Source organism: Isoptericola sp. NPDC055881 (genome assembly GCF_053615895.1).
Genome location: NZ_JBSHCR010000001.1, coordinates 1 through 13,442, shown reverse-complemented (window position 1 = coordinate 13,442; position 13,442 = coordinate 1). Strand labels below are relative to the sequence as shown.

Sequence of the window (13,442 nt, the reverse complement as noted above, 5' to 3'; positions counted from 1 at the left end):
AGGTGTGCCAGGTGTGACCGTCAGGGCGTGACGATCGGGAAGTCCGGGTCGAACTCGTCGAGAACCTCGCCGAGCCCGTCCAGCACCGCGGCGTCGCCGTCCAGCGTGATCTTCCCCGCCGCGGCGAGACGACCCGCCGTTGCGGGCTGCAGCAGCGCGGCCGCAGCCAGCGGGCGCGGGGCACGCACCGTGAGAGGCGCGTCGGCGCTCGCGCCCTGCCGCGCGTGGAGCACGCCCCGCCGCACCCACGCCGACCACGTCTCGCCCAGATCGGTGAACTCCACGTCGAACCGCAGGTCCACGTCGGCGGCCTTCTCGCCGATCACGTGCACCGCGACGAAGTCGAACAAGATGTCCACCGGCATGTGGCTCACCGAGTCGGGGCTCGCCGTCGCGAACCGCGCCGCGAGCACGCCCTCGCGCAGCTCGCGCGCCGCCGTGAGGAAGATGCCGCGCCACTGCGGGCCCTCCGCCTGGTAGCCCAGCTGCTCGTAGGCGTCCGCCTGCAGGTCCTTGGCCTCCGCGTCGTCCGGGTCTGCGAACACGAGGTGGTGCAGCACCTGCGCCGCCCACCGGTAGTCGCCCGCGTCGACCGCCCGGCGGCCCTCCGCGAGGATCGCGTCCCGGCCGAACGCGGCCACGTACCGCTCCGCCGTGCCCACCGGCGGGTGCGGGTGCAGGGACACCGGGTCGCCGTCCCACATCCCTAGCTCCTTGGTGAACACGGCGCGCACGTCGTGGTGCAGCGTGCCGTGGTAGCCGTGGTTGAACCACCGCCGGTCCAGCGCCTCGGGCAGGGCCACGACCTCGGCTGCTTCGAGCGGCGTGAACCCCTTGTTGGCCAGCCGCAACGCCTGGTCGTGCAGGTACTTGTAGGTGTCGCGCTGCGACTCGAGGAACTCCACCACCTCGGCGTTGCCCCACACCGGCCACGTGTGCGGGCCGTAGTGCACCTCGACCTCGTCGCCCCATCGCACGAGCGTCTCGTCCAGGTACCGCGCGAAGTTCCGGGCGTCGCGGGTGCGCGCGCCGCGCAGCGTCTGGATGTTGTGCAGCGTGTGGTTCGCGTTCTCCGCGCAGGTGAGGGCCTTGAGCTCGGGGATCCAGATGTGCATCTCCTCCGGCGCCTCGGTGTCTGGCGCGTACAGGAACTCGAACGTCAGACCCTCGATGACGCGGCGCTGGCCCGTCTCGGTGATCGGGTCGGTCGGGGAGATGTACGAGACCGTGGGTCCGTCGGCCGTCGCGGACCCGATGCCGCACGACACCGCCTGGCGCGGGTCGCGCTCCAGGAGGCTGCCGAACGCGTAGGCAGCGCGGCGGCTCATCGCGTTCCCTGCGATGACGTTCTCGCCGATCGCGTGCTTGTCGAAGCTCGCGACCGTGCCGGGCGCGATGATCGGCACCCGCCCCGCGACGACGTCCGCCTCGTCGACCACGCCCTTGACGCCCCCGTAGTGGTCGATGTGCGTGTGGGTGTAGATCACCGCGGCCACCGGCTTGTCCACCACGTGCTCCCGGTACAGCGCCATCGCCGTCGTCGCCGCCTCGACCGACGACGAGCAGTCGATGACGACGAGCCCGGCGTCGCCCTCCACCACGGTGAGGTTGCCGATGTCGATGTTGCGGACCTGGTGGATCCGGTCGACCACCCGGTACAGGCCCGCCTCGTGCACCAGCTGGGACTGCCGCCACAGGCTGGCGTCCACCGTGCCGGGCGCGTCCTGGTGGTCGTCGTCGAGGAAGGCCAGCGCGCCCGCGTCGTAGCTCACCGTGCCGTCGGCCAGCCGGACCTGCCCTCCCGGGACGTCTGCGACCTTGCCCCGGCGCGCGGTGTCGTAGTCCTCCCGGTCGTCCAGGGCGTAGCGCGCACGGGCCGCGGCGAGAGCGGACGTGGTGGTCGGCGTCGGGTCTTTCGGTGAGTACGACATCGTGCCTCCGGGAGGGTGCAGGATCGGCCTGGGAGCACCGTCACCCGGCCCTGGCCGGACCGCAACCGGACCACACCAGGACCACGCCGGGAGCACGCCAGGACCACGCCAGGACCGTGCTGAGGCCCGACCGCACCACCACCGCCGTGCGCCGCCGGGAATAGACGTGGCCCACGTCACGGTTGTCCCGTGCGGCGTGCTACCCGGGCCCGCCGGTCCCGCAAGGAGCACCGCTGTGAACTCACCCGCCGCCACCCTGCCGGACCTCGTCCCCGTCGCCACCGCCCGCACCGTCAAGATCGTCGTCGACGGCGCGGCCGCCCTGCCGACCTGGGTCGTGCAGGTGGGCGGCGACCTGTTCGTCCGCTCCGCCCCCGGAGCCCGCTGGCCCGCCGGCGTCGTCGCCGGCCAGGGTCGCGTGCGCGTCGCCGGCTCGGTCGGCGTGCTCGAGCGACCCGTCGTCCTCGCCGAGGTGGAGCCGGAGCTGCACGGCCTGCTCGACGACGCCTACCGCGCCAAGTACGGCGCCTGCGCCCCCGACCGTGTGGCCGAGGTCGTGTCCGACGCCGCCGCGGCCACCACGTTCCGGATCCGCGCGCGCCGGGCCTCGTGGCGGGAGCGCGTGCTCGCCCTCGCACGCGCGGTCCGCGACTGGCGCCGCGTCGTCGAGAGCGCCGTCGCCGCCCGCTGAGCGCCCCCGCGGCCGCGGGCCTACCGTGCCACCATGGGGCGCCGATGAGCCGGCCGATGAGCCGTGAGTCCGACACCAGCCCACGTCGTCGTCGTCGCCGACGTCGTCAGCAGCGGCGCGACGAGCTCACCCCCGACCAGCGCGCCGCCCGGCTGAAGGAGCGCGTCTACGTCACGTTCGCCGCGCTCGCCGTGGTGCTCGCGCTGCGCGGCCACGTCGAAGGGCTCACGGCCGGCAAGGCGGCGACCACCCTGGTCATCACCGTCGGCGGCACGCTGCTCGCCGTCCTCGTCGCCGAGCTCGTCTCCCACGTGGTCGTCCACGGCGCGCTCCCCACACGGGCCGAAGGGCGGCACATGGTCGGCGTGGTCGCGAGCGCCGGGGGCGTCGTCGTGCTGCCCCTGGTCTTCCTGTGGTGCGCCGGCCGTGGTGCGTGGACGGTGGAGGGCGCCCTCACGGCGTCGACGACCGCCCTCCTCGTGAGCCTGGGGGTCGTCGGCTACGTCGCCGTGCGGCGTGTCGCCGTCCCGGCCTGGCAGAAGTGGCTGCTCCTGCTGGCCGAGGTGGCGCTCGGGGCGGCGGTCGTGGGGCTCGAGGTCCTCGCGCACGGCTGAGCCCGCCCTTCGCCGCGCGGTCCCGCCGCTGCGGTGCGACGATCGGTCGCGGCAAGCGCTTCGAGACGCTCGGGGCAGGTCCGGCCGGGTCGATCCCAGGAGGACATCGAGGATGGCGCACGAAGGCACCGCGACGACGGGCAGCGCTGCCCCGGGGACGACGAAGGTGTCGCTGCTGACGCTCACCGCGATGGTCGTCGGTTCCATGGTGGGCGCCGGCGTGTTCTCGCTGCCGAGCCGGTTCGCGGCAGAGACGGGCGTCGTCGGGGCGCTCGTCGCGTGGGTCGTCGCCGGCGCCGGCATGCTCATGCTCGCGTACGTGTTCCAGCGGCTGGCGATCCGCAAGCCCGAGCTCGACGCCGGGGTCTACGCCTACGCGAAGGCCGGCTTCGGCGAGTACACGGGGTTCTTCGCCGCGGCGGGCTACTGGGCCAGCGCGTGCGTCGGGAACGTCACCTACTGGGTGCTCATCACGTCCACGCTCGGGCAGTGGGTGCCGGCCCTCGGCGAGGGGGACACGCTGCTCGCGATCGCGTGCGGCACCGTCGGGCTGTGGCTGTTCTTCCTCCTGGTGCGGCGCGGCGTCAAGGAGGCGACGGCGATCAACCGGATCGTCACCGTCGCCAAGCTCATCCCGATCATCGTGTTCGTCCTGCTGGCCCTCTTCGCCTTCGACCCGCAGGCCTTCGCGGAGAACTGGGGCGGCGCGGACTACGCGGGCAACCTGTTCGAGCAGGTGCGCGGCACCATGCTGGTGACCGTGTTCGTGTTCCTCGGCGTCGAGGGCGCCAGCGTCTACTCCCGCCACGCGAAGCGCCGCGAGGACGTGGGACGCGCCACCATCCTCGGGTTCGCGAGCGTGCTCGCCGTCTTCGCGTCGGTGACGATCGTGTCCTACGGCATCCTGCCGATGAGCGAGATCGCCGAACTGCGCCAGCCGTCGATGGCGGGGGTGCTCGAGGCGGCCGTGGGCGAGTGGGGCAGCGTCTTCGTCGCCGTCGGGCTGATCATCTCGGTGCTCGGCGCCTACCTGGCGTGGACGCTCATGGCGGCCGAGGTGCTGTTCGTCGCCGCCAAGGACCGCGATATGCCGCGCTTCCTCGCCCGGCAGACGGCGCAGGACGTGCCGGTCAACGCGCTGCTCCTGAGCACGTCCCTGTCGCAGGTCGTGCTGATCCTCACCTACTTCTCCGAGGACGCGTTCGACTTCGCCCTCGACATGACCGCCGTCATGACCCTCATCCCGTTCCTGCTCGCCGCGCTGTACGCCCTCAAGCTGCGCGTCACCCGCGAGACCTACGGCGGCGCGATGCCGTCCACCCTCGCCGGCGACATGGTGATCGCCGTCCTGGCGGTGCTCTACACCGCGTTCCTCGTCTTCGCGGCCGGGTTCGGCCTCGTGCTCGTCTCCTTCATCTTCTACGCCCCCGCCACGATCCTGTTCCGCATGACGCGTCGAGAGCAGGGCCGTCAGGTGTTCACCCCTGCCGAGCTCCTCATGTTCGTGGTGGTGACGGCGATCGCCGTGGTCGCGGTGATCGGCCTCGCCGCGGGCTGGATCGGCATCTAGCCATCGACCGACCGCACCGCCGACCGAAAGGTTCCGCCATGACCTCCGCACCGCCCGCACCGTCCGCGCAGCCCGCCGTCCCCGCCCACGGCGTCCACTCGGAGGTCGGCCGCCTGCGGAAGGTGCTGGTCTGCTCGCCCGGCCTCGCCCACGAGCGCCTCACCCCCACCAACTCGGACGACCTGCTGTTCGACGACGTCATGTGGGTGGAGTCCGCGCAGCGTGACCACCTCGACTTCGTCAACAAGCTCACCAACCGCGGGGTGGAGGTCGTCGAGCTGCACGACCTGCTGGCGCAGACCATGGCGATCCCCGAGGCCCGCTCGTGGCTGCTCGACCGCAAGGTCGTGCCGAACCGGGTCGGCCTGGGGCTCGTGGAGGGCACGCGCGCCTACCTGGAGTCCCTCACCGACCGCGAGCTGTCGCGGTTCCTCCTCGGCGGCCTGTCCACCCACGACCTGCCCCCGGACTACCGCAGCGACTACGTGAACCTCGCGCGCGAGTCCACCGGCACGCCCGAGTACCTGCTGCCGCCACTGCCCAACACGCTGTACACGCGCGACACCACGTGCTGGGTCTACGGCGGGCTCACCCTCAACCCCCTGTTCTGGCCGGTGCGCAAGGACGAGACCCTCCTGATGAAGGCGATCTACTCCTTCCACCCCGAGTACCGGGACTCCACCGTCTGGTGGGGCGACCCCGAGGAGGACTGGGCGCAGGCCACCGTCGAGGGCGGGGACGTCATGCCCGCCGGGCACGGCACCGTCCTCGTCGGGATGAGCGAGCGCACGTCGCGGCAGGGCATCACCCAGCTCGCGAAGGCGCTGTTCGACGGCGGCGCCGCCGAGCAGGTGGTCGTCGCGGGGATGCCGCGACTTCGTGCGGCGATGCACCTCGACACCGTCTTCACGTTCGCCGACCGTGACCTCGTCACGGTGCACCCGACGATCGTCGACGGCATCCACGCGTTCACCCTGCGCCCCTCCGACAAGGCACCCGGCGTCGAGGTCACGGACGAGGGCGACACCCCGTTCGTCGACGTCGTGGCACGGTCGCTCGGCCTCCCGCGACTGCGCGTCGTCGAGACCGCCGGCGACGTGTACGCCTCCGAGCGGCAGCAGTGGGACTCCGGCAACAACGCCGTCGCCCTCGAGCCCGGCGTCGTGTTCACCTACGACCGCAACACCCAGACCAACGCCGCGCTCCGCCGCGCCGGGGTGGAGGTCATCACCATCGTCGGCGCGGAGCTCGGCCGGGGCCGCGGTGGCGGCCACTGCATGACCTGCCCCCTCTCCCGGGACCCGCTCGACTGACCGCGCCCGGCGGGCGCCGGGGCGGGCAGGCGGTCAGATGGCGAGCGACCCGCGGACCACCGAGTCCCCCGAGTGCGCCGGGTCGCCGTCGAGCTGCTCCTCGGAGACGTCCACCACGGGATAGTCGGCGAGGTCGAGACCCTCAGGCACCTCGAACTGCCCGTGGTCGCCCTCCAGCACACCGAGGCTGACCAGGCCGCTCACGTCCGGCCGGAGCAGCCACACCTCGCGGTACGTGCCCGCAGGCGCCGGCGCGTCCACCGAGACGACGATCTCGCGTCGCCCGTCACCCGTCGTCCGGACGACAGCCTCTCCCGAGGAGCCGGCCCAGTCCGGCAGCGGCTCCAGCACCGCGCTGGCGATCGTCGTCTCCGGCGGCTCCAGGGTGCGCCGCTCCCAGAGCACACCGCCGACCAGACCCAGCACCAGCGCCGTGCACGCCGCGACGAGAACGGGCATCCAGGATCGCCGCGCGCGGCGCGACGCCAGCTCGTCCTGCGGCGCGCCGGGGGTGACGGGCGCGCCGGCGGTCCCGGGAGCCGTTGCGCCCGGAGGCTCCTGCCGTGGCAGCACCGCCGGGACGTCCGTGAGCGCCAGCTCCGCATGGATCCGCGACCAGACGTCCGGCGCGGGAGGCACGAGCTCGGGGTCTCCCTCCGCCGTCCGCGCGCCGGAGGTGACGCGGGACAGCTCCTGCACCGTCCGCGCGCAGGTGGGACAGGTGTCGAGGTGGGCGCGCTGGTCCGGCTCGAGCACGTCCTCGCCGAGCGCGTAGAGCGCCAACGACTCGTCATCCACGTGCGGCATCGTCCACCTCCAATCGGTCCCGGAGCCTCAGCAGGCTCCGTCGTACGTGACTCTTGACCGTACCGAGCGGGAGCCCCAGCTCCTGCGCGATCTGCGTGTGGGTGAGTCCTCGGAAGAACGCCAGGCGCAAGATCGTGCCGGCGGGGTCGCCCAGCCGCCGCAGCTCGTCGTCGATCACGATCCGGTCGGCGACGCGGTCGACGGGCGAGTCCGGCCCCGGGGCCGCGGGAGCCACCTGCCGGGCCGCGGCGTCCTGCGACCGGCGGACACGAGCCCGGGCCTCGTGCGCGTCGGCGACGGCGTGCCGGGTGATCCCCACCAACCAGGCGGGCAGCCGGGACCTCGTCGGGTCGTAGCGGTCGCGTCCCCGCCACGCGGAGACGAAGACCTGTTGCGTGACGTCCTCGGCGTCCGTGCGCGAGCCGAGCGAACGCAGGGCCATCGTGTGGACGAGCGACGACCACCGCTGGTAGGCCTCCGCGAGTGCCGCCTCGTCCCCGGCGGCGAAGCGTTGCCCCAGACGCCGCACGGCGACGTCCGACTCGTCGTGCTGCGCGTCGTCGCGGTTCAGGGCATGTCCTCGGGATCGGGCCGGTTCCGCGGCGAGCTGGCTGTCCGCGGGGGGACACGGCCGATCGTAGGGCGGCGGACCCCGGCAGGCCAGCGGTTGGCAGGCGGCCCGCCGCGGCGGGACGTCGCCGCGGTCACCCCTGAGGTACCGCGGTCACGACGACGTTGTCCGAGTAGGAGTGGGCCCGGGCGTCCCACTCGCCGCCGCAGGTGACGAGCAGGAGCCGCGGGCGTCCCGTCCGGTCGAAGAGACGGTCGGCCACGACGTCGGACTTGGCCGTGGCCTGGACCCGTTCCACTGTGTAGTTGTGCGTGGTGCCGTCGGCGGTGCGGACCCGCACCGCGGTTCCCGGCGTGGCACGGCGCAGCCGGGCGAACGGGCCCACGCTGTCCACGTCGTCGACGTGCGCGGCGATGGTCGTCGCGCCCGCGGGGCTCGCCGGGGCCGCGCCGAACCGGTACCACCCCGCGACGTCCGCGGACCCGGGCAGCTCCATGCTGTCCTGCTCGTCGACACCGACCGCCTGGACCGGGAGGTCGACGGCGAGGTCGGGGATCTGGACCCGGGTCGGGGCCGGTGGGGTCGGGGGCGGCACGTCCTGCGCGGGCCGCACGGGAACCACGTTCGTGCGGGCGCCGGTGTGGCGGGCCGGTGCGGGAGCGGCGACCTGCGGCGAGGTGCCGGTGGCCGAGTTGCCGGTGGCCGTGGTCTCGGGAGCTGCTGTCGGGGCAGCCGCGGAGCACGCGGACAGCGTCACCGCGAGCACGACCGCCGCGGCGCGGCCGGCGATGGTGCCGACCTGCCGCGCCGCGGCGGAGCTGGCGTGCGACGTCATCGACGGGCCGCGCCGGGACGGTGCGCGTGCTCGCGGGCGTGCTCGCGCGCTGCCTTGACCAGCATCACGGTGGCGACGGTGAGGAACAGCCCGACGATGGCGCTGCCCGCGAGCAGGGCGCCGGCGCTGAAGGTGGTGCTCGGCGCCAGCGCGTCGGCAGCGAGCCCGGACATCCCCGCAGGCACGCCGTGGGGCGCCGAGTGGAGCCCGTCGACGGTCTGGGTGGCGAGGGCGAGCGTGTCGTCATCGAGGCTGCCCCACGCGTAGACGATCGTGTTGACGCCGTCGGCGACCTTGACGTCCGTCGGCCCGAGCAGGGGGTCGGTGGTGCCGGCCGCGGCCACGGAGGCCGAGACGGTGCCGGCGGGAAGGTCGAGGACCTTCTCGTCAGGGTTCTCCAGCCCGCTGATCACGGCCTCGCCTCCGGCCAGCACGTCCACGGCCGGTGCGGCGGCGACGTGCCGGACGGTGAGGCGCCCGTCTCCGGCCTTGGTCGCCGACGTGTCGTTGGTGAAGAGGGTGGCCGTGGGTTTGCCGTCGGTGTCCAGGTGGGCCACGGCGGTGTAGTTGCCGCCCGCCTCGAGGTCGAGGTCCACCGGCCCGATCACCGGGTCGCTCGCGTCCTCGGCGTCCGGGGCGGTGATGGCGACGGAGTACGTACCTGCCGGCAGGTCCAGCGGTCCGGCCATGTCTCCGGGCTGGAAGTCGTCGACCGTGAGGTCGCCGTCCACCCACACATCGACCGGTGTGTCCGGGACGCCGTGCATGACGGACAGCTGGGCACCGTCGTCTGCGGCGACGGCCGGGGCGAGCCCGACCGCGCACAGTCCGAGGGTGGCGAAGGTGGTGACTCCCACCAGGACGACGTTCCGTCGTGCGGTGCGTTCCATGGTCCCTCCCGTGATCGTGGCGTCCGGTGCCCGGACCGCCCTGTCCTGACACCCCTCCTTCGGTCGCAGAGGTACGGACGGATGCACTCGGGCCGATGTTCGTCGTGCGTGCCGAGGGCCCCGCCGGCGCACCGACGGGGCCCTCGGTCAGGGCGTCAGAGGTCGATCGGCCGGAGCACGGCGGTGATGCCGTGCGCGATCTGCAGGTTGCCCTTGTTGATGTCCAGCTTGCTCGGCACCAGGAACGGGTTGAAGTCGTTGCGGTCCTGGTCCACGAGACGCACGAGCGGCACCCTCCGGCTCAGGACGTCGACGCGGAACGTCGGCCCCAGTGCGGTCGTCAGGCGGGCGTCGTCCGACCGCAGTGCCTGGCGGGAGTCGATCGTCGCGCCCGGGACGACGTGGTACAGCAGCACCGCCTCCACCGCGTCGATCCCCACCGCCCCGGCGATCCGGGTCAGCACACCCTGCTCGGTGCGCTCCCAGCGGTGCGTCAGGTCGAACGCGAGGAGCTGGAAGGCGCGGTCGTTCGGCAGGAACGCGGTCAGGGGGACCGTGCCGTCGGCGAGGACCGCCACCGGGCTGTCCGGCTTCGCGGCCAGCACGGCGGCGACCGCCTGGTCGACCACGTCGAAGTCGTACCAGTTGTGGTCGAACGTGTCGCCGTCGGCGGCGAGGACCGCAGCCAGGCTGTTCGTGCCCGCGTCGCCGGTGCCCGCGCTGATCGTCCCCGCGCTGATCGTCCCGGCGGCAGGGGCCGCCGTCGCGGTCGTGGCGGCGGCCGTCCCCAGCAGGCCGAGCGTCGCCACGCACGCGGCGGCCCAGGTGGTCCGGGCAGCAGTTCGAAGCTTCATCGTCATCGACTCCTTCGTGGTCTTCGAGGCACGGCCCTGCGGCCGCCGGGTGCGGGTGCACCCGTCTGCTCTTCGGTCGGCAGGGGCGTTCCGGATGCAGCACGAGGCAGGCGGGTGTGCCCGTGCCTCCCGGGCCCTCGTCCGGCGCTCGTCGTCAACACGGTGGAGCTGCGGGCGTTCCTCAGGGTGGGTCGGGAGCGTCGGGCGGGCGGAGCTCTCGCCCGGTGAGGTCGACGGGGTCGGCCACCGGGTCACGGGTGACGCGGCCGGTGGGCGACGTCCAGACCATCGTGCCGTCAGGCGCCTGGGTCGCCGACCAGCGCGTCTGGTGCTTCAGGACGTGGTGCCGGCGGCAGAGGTGGGCCAGGTTGTCCGCGACGGTGCGCCCGCCGTCAGCCCACGCGACCGTGTGGTCGACGTCGCAGTGCTCGGCGGCGCGGGTGCAGCCGGGGAAGCGGCAGCGCCCGTCGCGGGCCTCCAGGTACGCCCGCAGTGCCGCGGGGACGGTGTAGGTGCCCGGGTCGGTCGCGAGGACCGTGCCGGACGTGGGGTCCACGAGCAGGCGGCGCAGCGACGGTGCCGCCGCCGTCAGGGACGACGCCACCCGCGGGTCGATCGGGCCGTGTCCGGCGAGCTCGGCGGGGTCGGTCGACCGGTCGAGCAGCGCCATCACCGGGACGGTGACGTGGACCCGGGGCGTGATCCGGCGGGCCTGGTCGGCAAGGTCCGGGACGCCGCCGTCGTCGACCGCCGCTGTCGTGGTGGCGGCCGCCTTGACCGGGCGCGGGGCCGTCGCGGGGGCGGCTGGAGGTGCGACGTCGTCGGCTCCGGCGAGCAGGAGCGCGGCGTAGGCGTCCGCGCGCAGCTGGGGGAGCGAGCGTGGGTCGCCGGCGTCTCGCGCCGCGCGGCCTGCACGCGTGAGTCGGTCGTATGCCGCGTGGGCCGTCGTGGCGGGGAGGCAGGCGCTGAGCCAAGCCATGCCGTCGGCTGCGGGGTCGACGAACACGGCGCGCTTCTCGAGAGCCTTGTCGTGTCGCGCGGTGAACGGCTCGGGGTGCGCGCGGTCGCGAGCGCGGCGCAGGCGGGCGCGGAACTGCGTAAGGGTCGAGGTCGCTGCCTCCGGCAGCGTGGCGGCTTGCACGGCTGCCCGGGCGGGGGCGTCGGGCAGGTCGACGAGGGCGTCAGCCGTCGCCCGTGCGTGCGCCGCACCGATCTTGCCCCGGCACAGCTCGTGCAGGGTGGCGGACCCGGCGGACGTCAGGGTCTGTGCCGTGTCGACGAGATGCTGCGCCTGCTGCTCTCCGAGGCGGAGCGTGGTGGCCACGTCGGCGACGAACGCGCGGCGGGCCAGCTGGTGCCGGCGGTCCGCGCCCGCACGCAGCACCTGGACCTCCTCATCCGCGAGGAGGGCGGTCTCGCACTGCCCGGCTGTCCGTCGTGCCCGCTCCACGGCCAGGAGCTTCTCGCCCTCCAGGGCGTCGATCCGCGCCTGGAGGGTCGCCAGGTCGTCGAGTGCGGCGGACACGTCGTGCACCGTCGGCTCGCCCACGGGCGAGAGCAGGGGGTCCCACGGCGCGGGGCTGTCGGGCGCCTCGCCCTGGCCCTCGCGACCGCCGCCGCTCCCACCGTCCTCGAACATGCGTTCGATCCTAGCCAGGCGCGAGCCGCTCCCCGCGGCGTGGTGCACAACCTGTGGAAAAGCGCCGCCGCCGGTCGCCCGGCCAGTCAGCTCCGAAACGCCCGGGGCATGATCTCGCGCGCCGGACCGGTGCGGTCGAGGAAGCCGGTCCCGCCGTCCTGGAGCTCCCGCGCCGCGTCGACCAGCGCGGACAGGGCGACCCACGCGAGCGTGCCGCCCACGGAGATCCGCGCGACGCCGGCCTCCGCGAGCTCGCCGGGCGGAGGGCCGCCGGCCACGAGCAGCGCGTTGACGGGCCGGTCCACCTCCCGGCAGACGGTCGCGACCTGCGTGAGGTCGTGCAGCCCGGGCGCGTACAGCACGTCGGCGCCCGCCTCCTGGTACGCCTGCAGCCGTGCGATCGTGTCGGCGAGGTCGTCACGGCCGTAGAGGTGGTTCTCGCAGCGGGCCGTGAGCACGACGTCTCCGGCCGCCTCGGCGGCAGCGGCGACCCGCTCGACGGCGAGTCCCCGGTCGTGGACGGGCTGGTCCGCGCGGCCCGTCGCGTCCTCGATCGAGCATCCTGCGAGCCCGGTGGCCCGGGCGGCGGCGACGACCGACGAGACGTCGGCGGGCGCGTCGGCGAAGCCGTCCTCGAGGTCGGCGCTCACCGGCACGTCGACGGCGGCCACGAGGGCGGCGGCGTGCGCGAGCGTCTCGTCACGGGTCGCGGCGCCGTCGGGGCGGCCCAGCGTCGCGGCGAACCCGCTGCTCGTCGTCGCGACGGCGGCGAATCCGAGGGACTGCAGGATGCGTGCGGACCCCGCGTCCCAGGCGTTCGGCAGCAGCAGCGGGTCGCCGGGACGGTGCAGGGCGAGGAAGTCCGTCGTCATGGCACCGACGCTAGCCACGACCACCGACGGCGGTCCGGAGCCCGCCGCGCCCCGGGCGACGTCGGTCGCTAGGCTCGGGCCTCGTGAGCCGCGAGCGCTTCCCCCGGTGGGTCTACGAGAAGGGCACGGAACCCGACCCGCGGTTCTCCCTCGCCAACGAGCGCACGATCCTCGCGTGGCTGCGCACCGCCCTGGGGCTGATCGCCGGCGGTACGGCTCTCGAGGCGCTCGACCTGCCGATGGAGCCGAACCTGCGCCTCGCGGCGTCGATCGTCCTGCTCGTGGCGGGCGCGGTCGTCCCGGTCGCCGCGGCGGTCGAGTGGGCGCGGTCCGAGCGGGCGATGCGCGAGCACGGCCCGCTGCCCGGCGCGAGCACCGGGTTCCTCCTGGTGCTGACGATCTTCGTCGTCGGCGTCCTCGTCCTGCTCGCCCTGCTGCTGCACTGAGGCACCGATGACCGCCGACCGACCCGATCCGCCGCTCGTCGGCCCCGAACGTGACCGGGGCCTGCAGGTGGAGCGCACGGCCCTCGCGTGGCGGCGCACGCTGCTGTCGTTCACCGCCGCGTGCGCGGTGGCGTGGCAGACGCTGCCCGGTGTCGACGGACCGTCGTCGTTCGCGATCGCGGCGGCGGTCGCCCTGGTGCTGACGCCGCCGTTGTGGTGGTTCGCCGCGCGGCACCGGCGCCACACGTCGCGACACCTGGACACGACCGAGCCGCGCCTCCGCCACGGTCGGCGCATCGTCCTCATGTGCGCGGGCACGGCCGTGCTGGGACTGGCCGGGCTGGTCGCCGTCGTCGTCTTCTAGCGAGCGCCGAACAGGTGGTTGCGCACGTTCTGAGCGTTCAGAACG

At 73.9% G+C, this 13,442-nt stretch carries 14 protein-coding genes; 6 read left to right on the top strand and 8 right to left on the bottom strand.

What is annotated here, in order from left to right:
• Nucleotides 1-20: 20 nt before the first annotated feature.
• The gene (locus tag ACWGKI_RS00070) at nt 21-1,931 is read right to left on the bottom strand and encodes an alkyl/aryl-sulfatase (protein WP_452183665.1); all 1,911 of its coding nucleotides are present in this window, start codon (nt 1,929-1,931) and stop codon (nt 21-23) included.
• 235 nt (nt 1,932-2,166) lie between these two features.
• On the opposite strand from ACWGKI_RS00070, the gene ACWGKI_RS00065 reads away from it, so the two are divergent.
• From ACWGKI_RS00065 to ACWGKI_RS00050, 4 genes are all read left to right on the top strand, one after another.
• Nucleotides 2,167-2,622, top strand: a complete 456-nt coding sequence (locus ACWGKI_RS00065) for a DUF2255 family protein (RefSeq protein WP_452183663.1) — start codon at nt 2,167-2,169, stop codon at nt 2,620-2,622.
• A 56-nt stretch (nt 2,623-2,678) separates the two neighbouring features.
• Entirely contained in the window at nt 2,679-3,236 is a 558-nt protein-coding gene (locus ACWGKI_RS00060; protein WP_452183661.1) for a hypothetical protein, read from the top strand.
• Nucleotides 3,237-3,348: 112 nt separating this feature from the next.
• Nucleotides 3,349-4,806, top strand: a complete 1,458-nt coding sequence (locus ACWGKI_RS00055; RefSeq protein ID WP_452183660.1) for a basic amino acid/polyamine antiporter — start codon at nt 3,349-3,351, stop codon at nt 4,804-4,806.
• A 38-nt stretch (nt 4,807-4,844) separates the two neighbouring features.
• Nucleotides 4,845-6,119, top strand: coding sequence for an arginine deiminase (locus tag ACWGKI_RS00050; protein WP_452183658.1), 1,275 nt, complete (start codon nt 4,845-4,847; stop codon nt 6,117-6,119).
• 33 nt (nt 6,120-6,152) lie between these two features.
• Here the strand turns inward: ACWGKI_RS00050 and ACWGKI_RS00045 are convergent, their stop codons facing one another.
• The 7 genes from ACWGKI_RS00045 to ACWGKI_RS00015 form a co-directional block, all read right to left on the bottom strand.
• A complete protein-coding gene (locus ACWGKI_RS00045; protein ID WP_452183656.1) occupies nt 6,153-6,926 on the bottom strand; it encodes an anti-sigma factor in 774 nt (257 codons plus the stop codon).
• Nucleotides 6,910-7,455 (bottom strand): RNA polymerase sigma factor, encoded by a 546-nt coding sequence (locus ACWGKI_RS00040; protein WP_452183654.1) that lies wholly within the window; start codon nt 7,453-7,455, stop codon nt 6,910-6,912. The genes ACWGKI_RS00045 and ACWGKI_RS00040 overlap by 17 nt, the downstream gene beginning before the upstream one ends.
• Before the next feature lie 175 nt (nt 7,456-7,630).
• Nucleotides 7,631-8,332: a class F sortase gene (locus tag ACWGKI_RS00035; RefSeq protein WP_452183652.1), complete on the bottom strand. Its 702-nt coding sequence runs from the start codon at nt 8,330-8,332 to the stop codon at nt 7,631-7,633.
• Complete coding sequence (locus tag ACWGKI_RS00030; protein ID WP_452183650.1) at nt 8,329-9,222, bottom strand: DUF4397 domain-containing protein; 894 nt, start codon at nt 9,220-9,222, stop codon at nt 8,329-8,331. Before ACWGKI_RS00030 ends, ACWGKI_RS00035 begins: the two co-directional genes overlap by 4 nt.
• A gap of 155 nt (nt 9,223-9,377) precedes the next feature.
• The gene (locus ACWGKI_RS00025) at nt 9,378-10,076 is read right to left on the bottom strand and encodes a fasciclin domain-containing protein (protein ID WP_452183648.1); all 699 of its coding nucleotides are present in this window, start codon (nt 10,074-10,076) and stop codon (nt 9,378-9,380) included.
• Between the two features lie 181 nt (nt 10,077-10,257).
• Complete coding sequence (locus ACWGKI_RS00020; RefSeq protein WP_452183646.1) at nt 10,258-11,715, bottom strand: HNH endonuclease signature motif containing protein; 1,458 nt, start codon at nt 11,713-11,715, stop codon at nt 10,258-10,260.
• Nucleotides 11,716-11,801: 86 nt separating this feature from the next.
• Nucleotides 11,802-12,587, bottom strand: a complete 786-nt coding sequence (locus ACWGKI_RS00015) for an isocitrate lyase/PEP mutase family protein (protein WP_452183644.1) — start codon at nt 12,585-12,587, stop codon at nt 11,802-11,804.
• A gap of 83 nt (nt 12,588-12,670) precedes the next feature.
• Between ACWGKI_RS00015 and ACWGKI_RS00010 the strand changes: the two genes are divergently transcribed.
• Together ACWGKI_RS00010 and ACWGKI_RS00005 are read left to right on the top strand one after the other, a co-directional pair.
• Nucleotides 12,671-13,033: a YidH family protein gene (locus ACWGKI_RS00010; RefSeq protein ID WP_452183643.1), complete on the top strand. Its 363-nt coding sequence runs from the start codon at nt 12,671-12,673 to the stop codon at nt 13,031-13,033.
• Nucleotides 13,034-13,040: 7 nt separating this feature from the next.
• Nucleotides 13,041-13,397: a DUF202 domain-containing protein gene (locus ACWGKI_RS00005; RefSeq protein ID WP_380240462.1), complete on the top strand. Its 357-nt coding sequence runs from the start codon at nt 13,041-13,043 to the stop codon at nt 13,395-13,397.
• Nucleotides 13,398-13,442: the final 45 nt, after the last annotated feature.

Excerpts from the sequence above, each read along its gene's own strand:
- ACWGKI_RS00050 (WP_452183658.1), top strand. The coding sequence starts at position 4,845 with ATGACCTCCGCACCGCCCGCACCGTCCGCGCAGCCCGCCGTCCCCGCC.
- ACWGKI_RS00030 (WP_452183650.1), bottom strand. The coding sequence starts at position 9,222 with ATGGAACGCACCGCACGACGGAACGTCGTCCTGGTGGGAGTCACCACC.
- ACWGKI_RS00055 (WP_452183660.1), top strand. The coding sequence starts at position 3,349 with ATGGCGCACGAAGGCACCGCGACGACGGGCAGCGCTGCCCCGGGGACG.
- ACWGKI_RS00025 (WP_452183648.1), bottom strand. The coding sequence starts at position 10,076 with ATGAAGCTTCGAACTGCTGCCCGGACCACCTGGGCCGCCGCGTGCGTG.
- ACWGKI_RS00020 (WP_452183646.1), bottom strand. The coding sequence starts at position 11,715 with ATGTTCGAGGACGGTGGGAGCGGCGGCGGTCGCGAGGGCCAGGGCGAG.
- ACWGKI_RS00035 (WP_452183652.1), bottom strand. The coding sequence starts at position 8,332 with ATGACGTCGCACGCCAGCTCCGCCGCGGCGCGGCAGGTCGGCACCATC.
- ACWGKI_RS00015 (WP_452183644.1), bottom strand. The coding sequence starts at position 12,587 with ATGACGACGGACTTCCTCGCCCTGCACCGTCCCGGCGACCCGCTGCTG.
- ACWGKI_RS00070 (WP_452183665.1), bottom strand. The coding sequence starts at position 1,931 with ATGTCGTACTCACCGAAAGACCCGACGCCGACCACCACGTCCGCTCTC.
- ACWGKI_RS00005 (WP_380240462.1), top strand. The coding sequence starts at position 13,041 with ATGACCGCCGACCGACCCGATCCGCCGCTCGTCGGCCCCGAACGTGAC.
- ACWGKI_RS00045 (WP_452183656.1), bottom strand. The coding sequence starts at position 6,926 with ATGCCGCACGTGGATGACGAGTCGTTGGCGCTCTACGCGCTCGGCGAG.
- ACWGKI_RS00060 (WP_452183661.1), top strand. The coding sequence starts at position 2,679 with ATGAGCCGTGAGTCCGACACCAGCCCACGTCGTCGTCGTCGCCGACGT.